The sequence below is a fragment of the Rahnella sp. R3(2024) genome (assembly GCF_042920125.1).
In the GTDB taxonomy this organism is placed as follows: Bacteria; Pseudomonadota; Gammaproteobacteria; order Enterobacterales; family Enterobacteriaceae; genus Rahnella; species Rahnella rivi.
Genome location: NZ_JBHGBU010000001.1, coordinates 1688671 through 1705925, shown reverse-complemented (window position 1 = coordinate 1705925; position 17255 = coordinate 1688671). Strand labels below are relative to the sequence as shown.

Below are 17255 nucleotides of genomic sequence, written 5' to 3'. Positions count from 1 at the left end.
AGAAAGGGAGCGGATGACGGGGGCCGGAGCCCCCGCGTAAGGTCAGAGGATAACGCTGCCGAGGCCAAATGCGAACAGCACCGACAGGAAGACGCCCACAGTGCCTGGAATAAAGAACGGATGGTTGAACACGAAGCGCCCGATGCGGGTGGTGCCGGTGTCATCCATCTGCACGGCCGCGACGAGCGTCGGGTAGGTCGGCAAAATAAACAGGCCAGAAACGGCTGCAAACGATCCGACGGCAGTCAGCGGAGACACGCTCAGCGCCAGTGCCATCGGCAGCAGGGCTTTGGTGGTCGCCGCCTGAGAATAGAGCAACGCAGAACTGAAGAAGAAAATCACAGCCAGCAGCCACGGGTGTGCCTGAATAATGCTGCCTGCTGTTTCTTTGATCCAGCCAAGATTCGCCTGCACGAAGGTATCGCCCAACCACGCCACGCCGAGGATACAAATACAGGCGCTCATGCCCGCTTTAAACGTGCCGGAAGTCAGGATCGAATCGGTATCAACCCGGCACAGCAGGGTGATTAATGTCGCCACGCTGAGCATGATGATCAGAATCGCGCTGGTGGTGGTCATCAGCGGTGTGGCGACCAGCCCGAGGCTCGGACTGTTAATCACCGCATAACCGACCACGGATAAAACACCGAGCAGGAACAACATCACAGAGAGTTTTGCCCGTGGTTTGATTTCGACAATGCTGTCGCCACGCAGCGTCACCAGCCCTTCTTCGTAACGCTTCAGATAGACCGGATCGTTAGACAGTTTGGAGTCAAAACACCAGGTGACCATCAGAGACATCACGATAACGGCCGCCAGCGTCGAAGGGATCATCACCATCAGCAAATGCAGATAGCTGACGCCATGGTCTTCCATCACCGATGACATATACACCACCGCCGCTGAAATAGGCGACGCCGTGATCGCAATTTGCGCTGCCACGACCGCGGTGGATAAAGGACGTGAAGGCTTGATGCCTTGCTCTTTGGCGACTTCAGAAATTACCGGTAACGCCGAGAGGGAAATGTTGCCTGTTCCTGCGAGGATGGTCAGGAAGTAGGTGACGATGGGGGCGAGCAGAGTGATGTGTTTCGGGTTGCGGCGCAGCAGCTTCTCGGTTTGCTGAACCAGATAATCCATGCCGCCTGCGACCTGCATGGTCGAGATGGCGGCGATAACAGCCATAATGATGGAGATGACGTCGAAGGGGATTGAGCCCGGTTTTACGCCGATCATGGCGAGCACCAGTACGCCGAGTCCACCCGCGAAACCAATCCCGATGCCGCCTAATCGCGCCCCGAGAAAGATCGCCAACAGTACAATAATGAGTTCGATGATTAACATGGTTGTCCGTCCATTTTTCCCGTATTCCTTAAGGAATTGATAATTATTTGTTATGTAATTGTTGTGTCATACAAAGTAAAAAGGCCCGCTGTTCCGCAGAACAACGAGCCTTTAAAAGGTCAGTGATGGAGCCTGTTACTGTTCATTTTCATCCGTGTAGCGTTTCGCTTTATAAGCCGGGTGTTTAAGATTTTCTATAGAGAAAATATCGTCCAGCTCTGCTTCTGTCAGCAGGCCGCGCTCAAGCACCACTTCCCTGACACTCTTGCCGGTTTCTGCACAAATCTTCCCGACAATATCGCCATTGTGGTGGCCGATGAACGGGTTGAGATAGGTGACGATGCCGATAGAGTTGAATACGTAAAATTCACACACTTCTTTATTTGCGGTAATGCCGTTGATGCATTTTTCCAACAGATTGTAACAGGCGTTAGTCAGAATATGAACTGACTCAAACATCGCCTGGCCGATCACCGGTTCCATTACGTTCAGCTGAAGCTGACCGGCTTCTGCCGCCATGGTGACGCAGACGTCGTTACCGATGACTTTAAAGCACACCTGATTCACGACTTCCGGGATCACCGGGTTGACCTTGGCGGGCATGATTGAAGAACCGGCCTGAAGTTCTGGCAGGTTGATTTCGTTCAGGCCAGCGCGCGGGCCGGAAGAGAGCAGGCGCAGGTCGTTACAGATTTTGGAAAGCTTCACTGCCAGCCGTTTCAGGGAGCTGTGAACCATGACGTAGGCGCCACAGTCAGACGTCGCTTCGATCAGGTCTTCGGCCGGAACGCACGGCAGATTGCTGACTTCCGCCAGTTTCTCCACGGCAAGTTGCTGATACCCTTCCGGCGTATTCAGGCGTGTGCCGATGGCCGTCGCACCGAGGTTCACTTCCAGCAGTAACTCGCCGGTGCGGATCAGGTTGCGGGTTTCTTCTTTCAGCAGCACGTTGAATGCGTGGAATTCCTGACCGAGCGTCATCGGTACCGCATCCTGTAACTGGGTACGGCCCATTTTGATGACGTTCTCGAACTCTTTCGCTTTACGCTCGAAGCCGTCGCCGAGTTGGGAAATGGCATCGACCAGTTTCAGCAATGAGGCATACACGGCGATACGAAAACCGGTCGGATAAGCATCGTTAGTGGACTGGCATTTGTTGAGATGATCGTTGGGATTGAGGAACTGATAATCGCCTTTCTGGTGTCCCATCAGTTCCAGACCGATGTTCGCCAGCACTTCATTCGTGTTCATATTTACCGAGGTTCCCGCGCCGCCCTGATAGACGTCGATAGGGAACTGGTCCATGCATTTACCTTTATCAAGCACTTCGTCACACGCCTGAATAATGATGTCGGCAATGTGACGTGGAATTGTGCGCAGCTCTTTGTTTGCCAGAGCGGCCGCTTTTTTCACCATTACCATGCCACGGACAAATTCAGGTACATCGCTGATCTTGGTGTTGCTGATATAGAAGTTTTCAATCGCCCGCAGGGTATGAATGCCGTAATAAGCGTCTGCAGGGACTTCGCGCGTGCCCAGCAGGTCTTCCTCGATACGAATGGTGTTTGACATGAGAACCTTCTCTTCGGTACTAAACGCGTTATGCGATGTTTAAAATTATGTTACTTACCGTGGTAAATTTAAAACGATCAACCGTTGTTTTGGCAACGAAGGCGATCATATGCTGCTTCAAACGAATTGCACGTACTAAGATCACTATCCTGCCCTATTGTTGTGCATCTATTTTTGTATCTGTGAGAATTCTCACAAATCATTTAGTTGCTCAATTAAATCAGGTCTGGCGCTTGAAATCATTGGGATGGAGCACCATCTCAGTGTAGTCAGCCTGTCTGCCTTTGATGGCAAAGTTCGTGAGCGGGCCCTCATTCATGGTTGCGGAATGTTCTCTCTGAGAATTTCCGCAACCTTATTACAAGGAGAACGCGGTGCGCTGGTTACCGTTAATCGTATTATTTCTGCTGGCTTACATTGAGATCACCTTATTTATCAAGGTGGCTGCAATCGTCGGCGTTGCTACCACGCTGCTGCTGGTGGTGTTCACCTCTTGCGTGGGTGTCTCTCTGGTGAAAAACCAGGGTATGAAAACGTTTATGCAGTTACAGCAAAAACTGGCCGTGGGCGAAAGTCCGGCGGCGGAAATGGTGAAAAGCGTGTCACTGGTGATTGCAGGTTTTCTGCTGCTGGTGCCCGGGTTCTTTACGGATTTCCTCGGTTTGCTGCTTTTACTGCCTCCGATCCAGAAACGCCTGACGCTGAAACTGATGCCTCATCTGAATATCGTCCGCTCTGGCGGCAACTGGGGTAACAGCGCGCCAACGGGGAATACCTTTGACGGCGAATTCAAGCGCACTGATGAAACGCCGGAGCGTCTGGTTTCTTTAAAAAAAGATGACGACACAGAGCACCGCGATCGCTAATCTCTGTGGCCTTGATTGTTAAAAAATTGTTTTTGACTAGGAAAAACAGGGGGGAAGGGCATTTTTTGCCGGACTTAATGGCAGGAATGTGAAAGAAAAAGGGAAATTTTTTTCTCTTCTTCCCCTTGAAGGGCGATGTATCGCCCCCATTAAACAAACCACGAGGCCGGGCAGTGTTCTGCCGGGCATTCAACCCTAAAATTGAGTTAGACCCGCTCACAGGAGAGTTATCAATGAAAATTCGTCCATTGCATGACCGCGTTATCGTCAAGCGTAAAGAAGTAGAATCTAAATCCGCTGGCGGCATCGTGTTGACTGGCTCCGCTGCAGGTAAATCTACCCGCGGTGAAATCCTGGCTGTCGGCCATGGTCGCATTCTGGAAAACGGTGAAGTGAAAGCGCTGGACGTGAAAGTTGGCGATATCGTCATTTTCAACGACGGCTACGGCGTGAAAGCTGAGAAAATCGACAATGAAGAAGTGTTGATTATGTCTGAGAGCGACATCCTGGCAATCGTAGAAGCCTGATCCTCGACCCACTTTTTTCTGAACTGAACGAATTGAAGGGAAATTAACAATGGCAGCTAAAGAAGTTAAATTCGGTAATGACGCACGCGTAAAAATGTTGCGTGGCGTAAACATCCTTGCTGATGCAGTAAAAGTGACCCTGGGCCCTAAAGGCCGCAACGTGGTTTTGGACAAATCTTTCGGCGCACCAACCATCACTAAAGACGGCGTGTCCGTTGCACGTGAAATCGAACTGGAAGACAAGTTCGAGAACATGGGTGCACAGATGGTGAAAGAAGTGGCGTCCAAAGCGAACGATGCAGCAGGTGACGGTACCACTACCGCAACTGTTCTGGCACAAGCCATCATCACCGAAGGCCTGAAAGCTGTGGCTGCGGGCATGAACCCGATGGACCTGAAGCGCGGTATCGACAAAGCTGTGATTCACGCCGTTGAAGAACTGAAAAAACTGTCTGTACCTTGCTCTGACTCTAAAGCCATTGCCCAGGTGGGTACCATCTCTGCTAACTCCGATGAAACCGTCGGTAAACTGATCGCTGAAGCGATGGAAAAAGTCGGCAAAGAAGGCGTCATCACTGTTGAAGAAGGCACCGGTCTGCAAGACGAGTTGGACGTTGTTGAAGGTATGCAGTTCGACCGCGGTTACCTGTCTCCGTACTTCATCAACAAACCAGAAACCGGTTCAATCGAACTGGAAAGCCCGTTCATTCTGCTGGCTGACAAAAAGATTTCTAACATCCGCGAAATGCTGCCAGTTCTGGAAGCCGTTGCGAAAGCCGGTAAACCACTGCTGATCATTGCTGAAGACGTTGAAGGCGAAGCCCTGGCGACTCTGGTAGTGAACACCATGCGTGGCATCGTGAAAGTGGCTGCGGTTAAAGCACCAGGCTTCGGCGACCGTCGTAAAGCTATGCTGCAGGACATCGCAACTCTGACTGGCGGTACCGTTATCTCTGAAGAGATCGGTCTGGAGCTGGAAAAAGCGACGCTGGAAGACATGGGTCAGGCTAAGCGTGTTGTGATCAATAAAGACACCACCATCATCATCGACGGTGTTGGCGAAGAAGCGACCATTCAGGGCCGTGTTTCTCAGATCCGTCAGCAGATCGAAGAAGCGACCTCTGATTACGATCGCGAAAAACTGCAAGAGCGTGTGGCTAAACTGGCAGGCGGCGTAGCTGTTCTGAAAGTTGGCGCAGCGACTGAAGTTGAAATGAAAGAGAAGAAAGCCCGCGTTGAAGATGCGCTGCACGCAACCCGTGCTGCTGTTGAAGAAGGCGTGGTTGCCGGTGGTGGTGTTGCGCTGATCCGCGTTGCTCACACCCTGGCTGGCCTGAAAGGCGATAACGAAGACCAGAACGTGGGTATCCGCGTTGCTCTGCGCGCAATGGAATCTCCACTGCGTCAGATCGTTGTCAACGCAGGCGAAGAAGCTTCTGTCATCGCTAACAAAGTGAAAGCAGGCGAAGGCAGCTTCGGCTACAACGCTTATACCGAAGAATACGGCGACATGATCGCAATGGGTATCCTGGATCCAACTAAAGTGACCCGTTCTGCTCTGCAGTACGCGTCTTCTGTAGCTGGCCTGATGATCACCACTGAGTGCATGATCACCGACCTGCCTAAAGACGATAAAGTCGATATGGGCGGCGCTGGCGGTATGGGTGGAATGGGCGGCATGGGCGGCATGATGTAATCATCATCCCCCTGCGCTCATCCGCAGGCAGGCGAAATCAGCAGACGTTTTTGTTTACTGATTAACCTGCTGAAGAAACCCGGTCTGAAAAGGCCGGGTTTTTTTATTTGACCCTTTTTTGTCAGGTTCAGTAAGATAACTCTCATTGTCGCCGGCCTTTAACGTGTAGACTCGTTTCTGCGTGGTTTTCGGATTTTTACCGATAGCGCGAACTTGGGTATGCGTGGCAACGGATGCCTAAGAGAGCCAGGTGTTTTCTGATAGGCTTTATGTGATTACAAAAACAAATGGGGAAAGTGATGCGGATTAAAATGTTACTGGGCCTGTCAGCTATCGCGCTGCTTGCCGGGTGCAGTACCACTCATCAACTGGATGCTGCAGGCCAGCAGGTGAAATTCACCGACGATAAGCCAGGCGCTGAATGTCAGCTGATCGGCCAGGTAACCGGTGCCCAAAGCAACTGGTTCTCAGGTACCGGTGGTGACGGCAGCTCCATGCGTGGTGCAGCCAACGACCTGCGTAACAAAGCAGCAGCCATGGGCGGCAACACCATTTATGGTGCTAACAGCCCGTCTCAGAACTTCCTGTCCAGCTTTGCACCCGTTGACAGCAAAATGGTCGGCCAGGTTTATAAGTGCCCATAATCGCGCCTTGCGCGTTATGATCGCCTAGAAATAATAAAGGGATGCCATCGGGCATCCCTTTTTGCATTCTCTGGTCGTCGTCAGGACTGCTTCAGACGTAAATCCAGAATCGTTTTGCTTGGCTCGCCGCCAATTTCACGTGTCAGTTTCGGCACCATATAACCCGACACCTGACTCATCAGCCCTTTCATAATGACGCGCGCTTCGTCGTCGCTCACCATGAAATGTGCTGCGCCCTGGACTTTATCCAGCACGTGGATGTAGTAAGGCAAAATACCGGCGTCGAACAGCGCATTGCTCAGCGCGGCCAGCACCTCAGCGGAATCATTCACATCACGCAGTAATACGCTTTGATTGAGCAGGGTCACGCCGTGCTTTTTCAGCTTAGCCATACTGGCGCGCAACGCATCATCAATCTCGTTGGCGTGATTGATGTGCGTCACCATCAGCACCTGCAAACGCGATTGTTCAAGACGCTGACAGAAAGCATCGGTAATGCGAGCTGGGATCACGACCGGTAAACGGGTATGAATGCGCAGACGTTTAATGTGCGTGATCCCTTCCAGTTCGCCGATCAACCAGTCGAGTTCGTGATCCTTTGCCATCAGCGGATCGCCGCCAGAGAAAATAATTTCATCGAGTTCGGGGCATGTACGGATATAATCCAGCGCCTGAACCCAGTTGGCTTTATTCCCCTGGTTGTCCTGATACGGAAAATGACGGCGGAAACAGTAGCGGCAGTTCACCGCGCAGCCGCCTTTCACCAGTAGCAGGGCCCGATTGCTATATTTGTGCAACAGACCCGGAACAACGCTGCGTTGTTCATCAAGCGGGTCAGTGGTAAACCCCGGCGCGGCGATAAACTCTTCGCGGGCGGTTAATACCTGAAGCAATAAAGGATCCTGCGGATCGCCCGGTTTCATTCGTGCCAAAAAAGCGCGGGGCACTCGTAGCGGGAACAAACGACGGGCTTCACGCCCTTTTTGCAGCTCTGCATTATCGTTAAGTGCCAGAAGAGTAAGCAGTTCATCCGGGTCTGTAATAACATCGCCGAGTTGATACAACCAATCTTCTCTAAATGGCGTATTTAGGGTTACAATGTTTGCCATTTTTTGGCTAATACCAGTTTAAAATTAGAGGGCCATCATGGCGACTTATTCTAGCAACGATTTCCGTCCGGGTCTTAAAATCATGTTCGAAAGCGAGCCTTACGCTATCGAAGACAGTGTGTTCGTAAAACCGGGCAAAGGTCAGGCTTTCGCACGCGTGAAAATGCGTCGTCTGCTGACCGGTTCACGTGTAGAAAAAACCTTCAAATCTACTGACTCCTGCGAAGGCGCGGACGTGGTAGATACCAACATGACTTACCTCTACAACGACGGTGAGTTCTACCATTTCATGCACCCAGAGACTTTCGAACAACACGGCGTTGAAGCAAAAACCGTGTCTGAAGCGTCTAAATGGCTGCAAGACAATGCAGAATGTATCGTCACTCTGTGGGATGGTCGTCCTATCGCGGTACAGCCACCAAACTTCATCGAAGCAGAAGTGGTGGATACTGATCCAGGCCTGAAAGGTGATACAGCGGGTACTGGCGGCAAGCCTGCGACCCTGAGCACCGGTGCCGTGGTTAAAGTGCCATTGTTCGTACAGATCGGTGAAATTGTTCGTTGTGACACCCGTTCTGGCGAATACGTTTCCCGCGTTAAATAAGTTTCCCTGCTTATTTTGCCGGATGAGAGCTGCTACAGGTGAACGCCTGTTGCAGCTTTCCTGCCTCAACGAATTGAATCGGATGTTATTGATCATGTTGAAAAAGATGATGCTTATCGTGGTTTCAGTGATGGCGCTGGCTTCGTTATCCGGCTGCAACACGGTTCATGGTTTTGGTGAAGACATCCAGCATCTGGGTGGGGCAATTTCACGCGCAGGCTGATCCCTTCAGCCTTGTTAACCTTCCATTTCTTTTTTCCAATTTTCTTAAAAGCCTTCCTGATTTCCTGCATTTCCTAAAAGTTAACTACACTTAAAGGGTTGTACTTTACATTCTCCTATAGGAAGGAAATTTATATGCTGAAGAAAAGTATCCTCGCTATCTTATCTGTTCTTGTTCTGTCTTCTGCGTTAACCGCCTGCAATACCACGCGTGGCGTGGGTGAAGATGTGTCTGCCGGCGGGCAAGCGATTCAGAAAAGCGCGCAATAGCGGCTGAACGACCTGAAGTAAACTGAAGTCTGCCTGCACATTGATGCAGGCAGTGTTGTTTCTGAAGGGCGAAAAACTTACGGTTTGACCCACACCAGCTTGCTGGTGTCGAAGCCGTATTGTTGCGCGGTTTTCACCAATTGCTGTTTCACGCTGTCATCCAGCGTTGGGGTGCGTGAAAGGATCCACAGATAGCTCTTGTCCGGGCCGCAGACCAGCGCGTAGCGGTAGTCTTTATCCAGCTCGATGACGTTATAACCGCCATAAAACGGACCGAAGAAAGAAACCTTGAGCGCGGCACGCGCTGTCGATCCGGTGAAGTATCCTTTCCCTTCACTTTCCTGCCATTTGTTTTTCTTTGGATTAAATCCACGGTTAATGACTTTAACGCCGCCATCATCGCGCAGGCTGTAGTTCGCGGTAACGCGTTCAAGCCCGCTCTCAAAACTGTGATCCAGTCTGGCAACTTCATACCAGGTGCCGAGATAACGGTTGAGTTCGAAATTATTGACGACTTTGACATCTTTCGGTGGGGTAACGCTGCAGGCGACAGAGAGCAGTGCCGTGACGATGACACCCAGTTTTGACCAAATACGCATAAATATTCCTTCCTTAGGTAAGCATCTAAGTGTAGGTAACATTTGAGAAAAAAGGAAAAGAACAGAGAGGAAAAATCAGCGGCCAGAGAGCAGGCCGCTGTGAGGTCAGATCGTCAGGGATCAGAGACGGATCAATACGATAAGGGTGACAATGGTTAAGATCGACGCCAGACCGTAGAACACCCATTTCCCGGCGGGAACGTGGATCTTCAGGTCATGCATGGCGTGATGGATCCTGTGCAGACCGCACCACAAAGGCAGCACGATCATCAGCAACAGGAACAGACGGCCGATCCAGCTTTGTGCGAAAGCCAGTATGCGCGGGTAGCTCAGTGCTTCACCGGGAAAGAAACCCAGCGGCAGCAGGAAGCACACCAGCAAAATCATCACCGGCGCGAAGATTGCGCTCCACATACCCCCGGCGCCAAACAGCCCCCAGAATACCGGTTCATCTGAACGTTTAGGCAGAGTATTTTTCATTTCGCCTCCTCAAAGAAACAGCGCGATGGCAATGATCACCAGCGTCACAACCACGGTCACGCCCCAAAAACCGGCAATCACCGGCTCCGGCCCCATCTTCCTGTCTTTGATAATCACGATGGAGGCTTTAGGCGCCAGCTCGAACCAGGTTTTGGTGTGCAGCAGCGCCGCCAGCAGGACGATCAGGTTGATCAACATAACCACCGGATTTTGCAAAAAATCCACAAAACCCGCCCAGCTTTCAGGCCCGTTACGTAGCGAGAAAACCCCAGCCAGCAGCAAAAGGCTGAACCAGACGGCCGGAACCGACGTGCCTTCGCGCAGCATATAAAAACGATAGAAAGGCAGGCTTTTCCACCAGCTGGCTTTCATCTCACGCACGTAGGGTTTGCGCTTGCTGCCCGTACTTTGAGTCGTCATATTTTCCTCCCTCATTGCGGTCTGAGCCTCGCGATCATGAAGTCTTTAGCGCTTTCGACTTTGCCTTGCTGAATGGCGGCGGCAGGGTCTACGTGCTTTGGACAGACTTCGGAGCAATACCCGACAAACGTGCAGCTCCAGACACCGTTTTGACTGTTAAGCTGCGGCATACGCTGCGCTTTACCCTGGTCGCGGTTATCGAGGTTGTAACGGTGTGCCAGCGTGATGGCGGCCGGGCCGATGAACTCCGGATTTAACCCGAACTGCGGGCAGGCGGCATAACACAAACCGCAGTTGATACAGCCGGAGAACTGATGATATTTCTCCATCTGCGCCGGTGTCTGATTCCCCGGCCCCTGATCGACGGTACGTGAATTACCGATGATGTAAGGCTTAATGGCTTCGAGGCTTTCGATAAAGTGAGTCATATCGACCACCAAATCGCGTTCCACCGGGAAGTTGCCCAGCGCTTCAATCTGCATCCCTTGCGGGTATTCACGCAGGAAGGTTTTACAGGCCAGTTTGGGCACGTGATTGATCATCATGCCGCAGGAGCCACAAATTGCCATGCGGCATGACCAGCGGTACGAAAGGTCTGGCGCAAGATGATCTTTGATATAACCGAGGGCATCGAGAACGGAGGTTGTCTCATCGAAAGGGACGTCATACACCACCGGATGCGGCGCGCTGTCCGTCTCCGGGTTATAGCGCATGATTTCAACCTTCAGGCTGTGCATTTTAGCCACGGGATTGCTCCTTATCTTTTTTATCCTGAGTGTCGCCTGCACTACCGTAAACGCGTTTGGCTGGCGGCAGCGTGGTGATTTTCACGTCCCCGTATTCCAGACGCGGCGAGGAATCAGGCTGATAAAATGCCAGGGTGTGCTTAAGGAAATTGACGTCATCGCGCTCGGTGCAGCCTTCATCCAGACGCTGATGCGCCCCGCGAGATTCACGACGGTTGATGGCGGAGTGCGCCATACATTCGGCCACTTCCAGGCCGTGGCCAAGCTCAATGGTGTACAGCAGATCGGTGTTGAAGACGCTGGAAGTGTCGTGGATTTTGACCCGTTTAAAGCGCTCTTTCAGTTCTGCCAGCTTGTCGATGGTTTTCTGCATAAGCTCAGTTGTACGGTAAATCCCGCACCCTTCTTCCATCGCCAGACCCATTTCATCACGGAGAGTCGCCCAGTTTTCATCCCCTTCCTGCTGCATCAGCGCTGACAGGCGATTTTCAATATCACGCACCTGAGCATCCAGCGCGGCGGTATTGCCAAAGTCTGTGGCCTGCGCAGCGCGCAACGCGGCCTGTTCACCGGCCATGCGTCCGAAGACCACCAGTTCTGCCAGTGAGTTGGAACCTAAACGGTTAGCGCCGTGCAAGCCGACGGAAGAACATTCGCCGACGGCAAACAGGCCTTTAATCCGGGTTTCGCACTGTGCGTCAGTTTCGATGCCGCCCATGGTGTAGTGGGCGGTAGGGCGTACCGGGATCGGATCCGTGATCGGGTCAACGCCGACGTAGGCTTTTGCCAGCTCGCAGATAAACGGCAGACGTTCGCGTAATTTTTTCTCGCCAAGATGGCGCAAATCCAGATAAACCACGTCGCCGCGTGGGGTTTCGATGGTGCGTCCGGCGCGCCATTCGTGCCAGAACGCCTGCGACACTTTGTCGCGAGGGCCGAGTTCCATGTATTTATTTTTCGGCTCGCCCAGCGGTGTTTCCGGCCCCATGCCGTAATCCTGCAGATAACGGTAGCCGTCTTTGTTCACCAGAATACCGCCTTCACCACGACAGCCTTCAGTCATCAGGATGCCGGAGCCCGGCAGACCGGTAGGGTGATATTGCACGAATTCCATATCACGCAGCGGCACACCGTGACGGAATGCCATACCCATACCATCGCCGGTCACGATACCGCCGTTGGTGTTGTAACGGTAAACACGGCCTGCGCCACCGGTCGCCATGACAACCGCGTTAGCGCGGATCTGCACGCGGGTACCTTCCATCATATTGATGGCGACCACGCCGCGTACCTGACCGTCATCGACCAGAATATCAAGGACGAAATGCTCGTCGAAACGTTTGATTTGTGGGTATTTCAGGGAGGTCTGGAACAGGGTATGAAGCATGTGGAAGCCGGTTTTATCGGCGGCAAACCAGGTGCGTTCGATCTTCATGCCGCCAAAACGACGGACGTTGACCGAGCCATCTTCTTTGCGGCTCCACGGGCAGCCCCAGATTTCCAGCTGAGCCATTTCTGTCGGACACTGATGAACGAAATGATCCACCACATCTTGTTCACACAGCCAGTCGCCGCCGGAAACGGTATCCTGGAAGTGCAAATCAAAACTGTCATGATCCTGCGTCACCGCGGCAGAACCGCCTTCGGCGGCGACAGTATGGCTGCGCATTGGGTACACTTTCGAAATCAATGCGATGTTCAGGTCAGGATTGGCTTCCGCTGCGGCTATTGCTGCGCGTAAACCCGCCCCACCTGCACCTATAATTGCAATATCGGCGTTAAAGGTTTGCACTGCATTCCTCCACTATCATCAAAAAGATCGGGTTTGAAACACCCGCGAAACGCCTTCGGAATCGAAGGCTTAGTGAACCCTGATGACATACAGGCGCTGTCCCAGAGGGTAATATTCTTATTGTTTGTAAGGGAATTAGTATACCTAAGGGGTAGAAGGGGTAATTTGATGTGAACGCGGATTTAGGCTTTCTCTGCGTTGTGCTTCGCAAAATGAGATATTTGTTTGCCCACAGGGATGCAGGTAGACTGCATGACTTTTCTGCATTCGGAGTAAATCACCATGAGCGAAACAGCCAGCTGGCAACCCAGCGCCTCCATCGCCAATCTGTTGAAGCGTGCGACTATCCTCACTGAGATCCGCCGTTTCTTTGCCGATCGCGGCGTGCTGGAAGTCGAAACGCCAGCCATGAGCCAGGCCACGGTGACCGATATTCATCTGGTGCCTTTCGAGACGCGTTTCGTCGGGCCCGGAGCCGCAGAGGGCAAAACGCTGTATCTGATGACCAGCCCGGAATACCACATGAAACGCTTACTGGCGGCGGGCAGCGGTCCTATTTATCAGATGGGGCGCAGTTTTCGCAACGAAGAAGCCGGCATTCATCACAATCCAGAGTTCACGATGCTGGAGTGGTACCGTCCGCGTTATGACATGTACCGGCTGATGAATGAAGTGGATGATTTACTGCAACAGGTACTCGACTGCAACAGTGCAGAAACGCTCTCCTACCAGCAGGCGTTCACCCGCCATCTGAATGTTGATCCGTTGTCTGCCGACAAAGCGGAACTGCGCGAAGCGGCGGCGAAGCTGGATTTGTCGAATATTGCTGACACCGAAGAAGACCGCGACACATTATTACAACTGTTGTTCACCATGGGCGTGGAACCTCACATAGGCCGCGACAAGCCCGCGTTCGTGTATCACTTCCCGGCGACGCAGGCCTCTCTGGCGGAAATCAGCACGGAAGATCATCGCGTGGCCGAGCGTTTCGAGGTGTATTACAAAGGCATTGAACTGGCGAACGGTTTCCGCGAACTGACCGATGGGCGTGAACAGCGTCAGCGTTTCGAACAGGACAACCGTAAACGAGCGGCACGCGGCCTGCCGCAGCATCCTATCGATAACAACCTGCTGGATGCGTTAGAGCACGGTATGCCGGAGTGTTCCGGTGTGGCGCTGGGCGTTGACCGCCTGATTATGATTGCGCTCGGCGCTACCAGCCTGAGCGATGTGCTGGCGTTCCCGGTGACGCGCGCCTGATCAGTGTTTGAGTCCTGACCGCCCGGTCAGGACTTTTTATCTTCCCTTCCTTTTCCCCTTGCCCTTTTTTTGTGCATAAACCCGTTAACCGCGCATTTCATGAAACAAAAGTACCCAAATGGCGCAACACTGATTTTAAAGTTTCAGTGCGCCTGTTTTTCGGCTGGCCGCAGAAACCGGGCGTTGCAGGACGTTAAGGCAAATTTTTTCGTCACTGGCCTGCTTTATGCATAACTGGGTTATCACTCATTATCCCGGAAACCCGTTATGTCTGAATCCAATGAAAAAGAACTGCTTTATGGGCTGGAAGAGCGTATCGCACCGGCGCCGGCATTCCTCACGGCGGTTCAGCACGTGCTTGCCAGTGTGGTGGGGATCATCACTCCGCCGCTGATTATCGGCTCGGTTCTCGGGCTGAACGCCTATTTACCTTATCTGATCAGCATGTCGCTGCTGGCTTCCGGTATCGGAACCTTTCTTCAGGCGCGCCGGTTTATGTCGGTTGGCGCGGGCATGATTTGTCTGCAGGGCACCAGCTTTGCTTTTCTGGGGGTGATCTTGTCCGGAGGGCTGCTGGTGAAAAGCCGTGGCGGATCCCCCGAAGACATTATGGCGATGATATTTGGTGTGAACTTCGTGGCAGCCTTCATTCCGCTACTGGTCAGCCGTTTTATTGGTCAGATGCGCCGGGTGTTCACCCCGCTGGTGAGCGGTACCGTTATCGCGCTGATTGGCATCAGCCTGATTAAAGTCAGCATTACTGACTGGGCTGGCGGACACGGCGCGGCGAATTTCGGCGCACCGGTCAATATTGGCCTTGGGGCGCTGACGCTGCTGGTTATCGTCGCCTGTAACCGAATCAACGTGCGCTGGGTGCGTCTGTCTTCCATCGTTTCAGGCATCGTGGTGGGCTGCGTTGCGGCGTACCTGAGCGGGCATCTGCCACTGAAACCGCTACAGGGGGACTGGTTTGCGCTGCCGCAGTTATTCCGCTTCGGCTTCAGGTTTGACTGGATCATCTTCGTTCCCATCGCGCTGGTTTCCTTTATCAGCATTCTGGAAGCGGTTGGGGATCTGACCGCAAACTGCATGCTGTCGCAGCAGCCGATTGAAGGGGAAAGCTTCCGTAAACGCCTCAAGGGTGGAATTCTGGCGGACGGCGTCAGTTGTATGATTGCGGCGATGTTTTCGTCATTCCCGAACACCACGTTTGCGCAGAATAACGGCGTGATCCAGATGACCGGCGTCGCCAGCCGCTATGTCGGCATGTACATCGGTGGCGTTTTAGTTGTGCTGGGGTTATTTCCGTTTATCGGCGGCATTCTGCAGCAAATACCCGCGCCGGTGCTGGGCGGGGCGACGCTGGTGATGTTTGGCAGCGTGGTGGCCGCCGGTATCCGCATCATGACGCAATCGCCGGTAGGACGCCGTGAAATGCTGATTATCGCCATTTCATTCGGTATCGGTCTGGGCATTGAAGCGGTACCCGAAGCGCTGGGGCAATTCCCGCCGATCGTCGGCAACATCTTTGGGCATGCGGTCACCAGCGGCGGTGTTGTCGCCATCCTGCTCAATTTACTGATGCCCGCTGAACGCGTCAGCGTGCTCGCAGAGGAAATGAAAGTTCACTGATACACCGCGCCTGCGCCCCTGGATCAGCAGACAGGGCATAACTGAGCTGACTCACTTTTTGAAGTTACATTCGGACCAAAAAAGGACGTCAGATATGTCAGAGCAACGCACGTGGATCAAAAATCCGCTGGCTGTTTTTACCTCAAACACCCTGGATGCACGCGGGGGCATTGTCATCGAAGGCGCGAAAATCGTCGAATTGCTGCCCCCCGGCCAGCCACCTTCACAACCGGTGGATCATATTTTTGATGCCTCAGAGAGTGTTTTGCTACCGGGCCTGATTAACACCCACCATCATTTTTATCAGACACTGACCCGGGCCTGGGCGCCCGTGGTCAATGTGCCGTTATTTCCGTGGCTGAAAAAATTGTATCCGGTCTGGGCGCGTTTGCAGCCTGAAACGCTCGGGCTGGCAAGCCGCGTGGCGATGGCCGAACTGTTGCTGTCTGGCTGCACCACCACCACCGATCACCATTACTTGTTTCCGCAAGGGATGGAAGAAGCCATCGATGTGCAGGTGGACGTGGTCCGGGAGCTGGGCATGCGTGCTTTACTGACGCGGGGCTCAATGAGCCTTGGTGAAGCGCAGGGCGGGCTGCCACCGGAACAGACGGTTCAGTCGGGCGAAACCATTTTGCGCGACAGTCAGCGGTTGATTGACCGCTATCACCAGCGCGGTGAAGGAGCATGGATGCAGATTGCGCTGGCGCCGTGCTCGCCTTTTTCCGTCACGACAGAAATCATGCGCGAAAGCGCCCGGCTGGCCCGGCGGGAAGATGTCCGCTTACACACGCATCTTGCGGAAACGCTGGATGAAGAGGCGTTCTGCCTGAAGATGTTTGGCCTGCGCACGGTGGATTATCTGGAAAGCGTCGGCTGGCTGAGTGACCGGACGTGGCTGGCGCACGGCATTCACTTTAACGACGATGAAATCCGCCGTCTCGGCGCGGCGGGCACCGGCATCTGTCATTGCCCGGTGTCGAATATGCGGCTGGCGTCCGGCATGTGTCCGACGCGTGACCTGGAGGCCGCAGGCGTGCCGATTGGACTGGGCGTTGATGGTTCGGCATCAAATGACGCCTCGAATCTGATGTACGAAGCGCGGCAGGCACTGTATCTGCAACGGCTGAAATACGGTGCGGAATATGTGACGCCGGAAAGAGTGCTGGGCTGGGCGACGCGGGGTTCGGCGACGCTTATCGGGCGTGATGATATCGGACAAATTGCCGTGGGCAAGCAGGCTGATCTGGCGCTGTTTAAACTCGACGAGTTACGTTTCAGCGGCAGCCATGATCCCATTGCCGCCTTGTTACTGTGCGGCGCGGAGAAAGCCGATCGCGTGATGGTCGGCGGAAAATGGCGCGTCATCGACGGCCAGATTGTGGATATGGATGTGGCATCGCTGATATCACGACACCGTAAAGCTGCGGCGGCGCTGATCGCGGATCTGTAAACTCAGGGCGTAAAAAAGG

18 protein-coding genes are annotated in these 17255 nt (G+C 53.3%); 10 read left to right on the top strand and 8 right to left on the bottom strand.

What is annotated here, in order from left to right; all coding sequences use genetic code 11:
• Nucleotides 1–42: 42 nt before the first annotated feature.
• The gene (locus tag ABSH60_RS07665) at nt 43–1344 is read right to left on the bottom strand and encodes an anaerobic C4-dicarboxylate transporter (protein ID WP_183849990.1); all 1302 of its coding nucleotides are present in this window, start codon (nt 1342–1344) and stop codon (nt 43–45) included.
• 135 nt (nt 1345–1479) lie between these two features.
• Complete coding sequence (gene aspA, locus ABSH60_RS07660) at nt 1480–2916, bottom strand: aspartate ammonia-lyase (RefSeq protein WP_056782506.1); 1437 nt, start codon at nt 2914–2916, stop codon at nt 1480–1482.
• Nucleotides 2917–3290: 374 nt separating this feature from the next.
• Here aspA and ABSH60_RS07655 point away from each other — a divergent pair, with 374 nt between their 5' ends.
• From ABSH60_RS07655 to ABSH60_RS07640, 4 genes are all read left to right on the top strand, one after another.
• Entirely contained in the window at nt 3291–3782 is a 492-nt protein-coding gene (locus ABSH60_RS07655) for an FxsA family protein (protein WP_056782505.1), read from the top strand.
• 233 nt (nt 3783–4015) lie between these two features.
• Nucleotides 4016–4309, top strand: coding sequence for a co-chaperone GroES (locus ABSH60_RS07650; protein ID WP_009636718.1), 294 nt, complete (start codon nt 4016–4018; stop codon nt 4307–4309).
• Between the two features lie 49 nt (nt 4310–4358).
• The gene (gene groL / locus ABSH60_RS07645; RefSeq protein WP_056782504.1) at nt 4359–6005 is read left to right on the top strand and encodes a chaperonin GroEL; all 1647 of its coding nucleotides are present in this window, start codon (nt 4359–4361) and stop codon (nt 6003–6005) included.
• Nucleotides 6006–6304: 299 nt separating this feature from the next.
• Nucleotides 6305–6649, top strand: coding sequence for a DUF4156 domain-containing protein (locus ABSH60_RS07640; RefSeq protein WP_122096303.1), 345 nt, complete (start codon nt 6305–6307; stop codon nt 6647–6649).
• A gap of 80 nt (nt 6650–6729) precedes the next feature.
• On the opposite strand, the gene epmB is transcribed toward ABSH60_RS07640, so the two are convergent.
• Nucleotides 6730–7758 (bottom strand): EF-P beta-lysylation protein EpmB, encoded by a 1029-nt coding sequence (gene epmB, locus ABSH60_RS07635; protein WP_390973414.1) that lies wholly within the window; start codon nt 7756–7758, stop codon nt 6730–6732.
• A 37-nt stretch (nt 7759–7795) separates the two neighbouring features.
• Here epmB and efp point away from each other — a divergent pair, with 37 nt between their 5' ends.
• The 3 genes from efp to ABSH60_RS07620 all read left to right on the top strand — a co-directional run bounded on the left by efp (nt 7796) and on the right by ABSH60_RS07620 (nt 8854).
• Complete coding sequence (gene efp / locus ABSH60_RS07630) at nt 7796–8362, top strand: elongation factor P (RefSeq protein WP_390973412.1); 567 nt, start codon at nt 7796–7798, stop codon at nt 8360–8362.
• A 94-nt stretch (nt 8363–8456) separates the two neighbouring features.
• Nucleotides 8457–8585, top strand: a complete 129-nt coding sequence (locus ABSH60_RS07625; RefSeq protein WP_056782525.1) for an entericidin A/B family lipoprotein — start codon at nt 8457–8459, stop codon at nt 8583–8585.
• A gap of 134 nt (nt 8586–8719) precedes the next feature.
• Nucleotides 8720–8854 (top strand): entericidin A/B family lipoprotein, encoded by a 135-nt coding sequence (locus tag ABSH60_RS07620; RefSeq protein WP_014333643.1) that lies wholly within the window; start codon nt 8720–8722, stop codon nt 8852–8854.
• 77 nt (nt 8855–8931) lie between these two features.
• On the opposite strand, the gene blc is transcribed toward ABSH60_RS07620, so the two are convergent.
• From blc to frdA, 5 genes are all read right to left on the bottom strand, one after another.
• A complete protein-coding gene (gene blc, locus ABSH60_RS07615; protein ID WP_390973410.1) occupies nt 8932–9453 on the bottom strand; it encodes an outer membrane lipoprotein Blc in 522 nt (173 codons plus the stop codon).
• 120 nt (nt 9454–9573) lie between these two features.
• A complete protein-coding gene (gene frdD / locus ABSH60_RS07610; RefSeq protein WP_390973408.1) occupies nt 9574–9933 on the bottom strand; it encodes a fumarate reductase subunit FrdD in 360 nt (119 codons plus the stop codon).
• A 9-nt stretch (nt 9934–9942) separates the two neighbouring features.
• Nucleotides 9943–10353, bottom strand: coding sequence for a fumarate reductase subunit FrdC (gene frdC, locus ABSH60_RS07605; RefSeq protein WP_390973406.1), 411 nt, complete (start codon nt 10351–10353; stop codon nt 9943–9945).
• Between the two features lie 11 nt (nt 10354–10364).
• Complete coding sequence (locus ABSH60_RS07600) at nt 10365–11099, bottom strand: succinate dehydrogenase/fumarate reductase iron-sulfur subunit (protein ID WP_390973404.1); 735 nt, start codon at nt 11097–11099, stop codon at nt 10365–10367.
• Entirely contained in the window at nt 11092–12891 is a 1800-nt protein-coding gene (gene frdA, locus ABSH60_RS07595; RefSeq protein WP_122096298.1) for a fumarate reductase (quinol) flavoprotein subunit, read from the bottom strand. The genes ABSH60_RS07600 and frdA overlap by 8 nt, the downstream gene beginning before the upstream one ends.
• A 282-nt stretch (nt 12892–13173) precedes the next feature.
• Here frdA and epmA point away from each other — a divergent pair, with 282 nt between their 5' ends.
• The 3 genes from epmA (at nt 13174) to ABSH60_RS07580 (ending at nt 17236) form a co-directional block, all read left to right on the top strand.
• Nucleotides 13174–14151, top strand: coding sequence for an elongation factor P--(R)-beta-lysine ligase (gene epmA, locus ABSH60_RS07590; RefSeq protein ID WP_056782496.1), 978 nt, complete (start codon nt 13174–13176; stop codon nt 14149–14151).
• A 267-nt stretch (nt 14152–14418) separates the two neighbouring features.
• The gene (locus ABSH60_RS07585) at nt 14419–15783 is read left to right on the top strand and encodes a nucleobase:cation symporter-2 family protein (RefSeq protein ID WP_183850000.1); all 1365 of its coding nucleotides are present in this window, start codon (nt 14419–14421) and stop codon (nt 15781–15783) included.
• 94 nt (nt 15784–15877) lie between these two features.
• Complete coding sequence (locus ABSH60_RS07580) at nt 15878–17236, top strand: 8-oxoguanine deaminase (protein WP_390973401.1); 1359 nt, start codon at nt 15878–15880, stop codon at nt 17234–17236.
• Nucleotides 17237–17255 lie beyond the last annotated feature (19 nt).